Source organism: Porphyromonas sp. HMSC065F10 (assembly GCF_001808555.1).
Taxonomy (GTDB): Bacteria; Bacteroidota; Bacteroidia; order Bacteroidales; family Porphyromonadaceae; genus Porphyromonas_A.
Window position 1 is genome coordinate 1 of record NZ_KV793729.1, and the last position, 395, is coordinate 395.

Genomic DNA, 395 nt, shown 5'->3' on the forward strand with positions numbered 1-395 from the left:
AAAGGAGCGGGCGAAGATACTCTTCAAGCAATTCCCTGAGATCGAAGAAGCCTACAAATACTGCCTAAGGATCCGGAAGTGGTACGAGCCGATACGACCGCGGTACAGCGATCGGAAGTACAAGATAAAGGAGGCAGATCTTATGCTCATCACCAAGGAAGGAATGGAGAGCAAGGTGGAGGAGATACGCAACATCGCCAACTTCCTCCGGTCAAACTCCACCCCCATTCTGAGGTACTTCTACCGCAGAGAGAGTAACGCCAAGGCAGAGGCTCTCAACCAAAACCTCCAGCGCTTCATCAGCGTCAACTACGGAGCTAGAAACACCGACTTCTTTCTCTACCGAGTTGCCCTCCACTTTTCCTGAATCCCTCTCCTCAACAAAGGTAATCTCT

1 protein-coding gene is annotated in these 395 nt (G+C 50.9%); it reads left to right on the forward strand.

Annotation, left to right across the window (positions count from 1 at the left end; translation table 11 throughout):
• Positions 1-367 (forward strand): transposase (locus tag HMPREF2890_RS00120; protein ID WP_148130625.1); only part of this gene is annotated, 367 nt, incomplete at its 5' end.
• Positions 368-395: the final 28 nt, after the last annotated feature.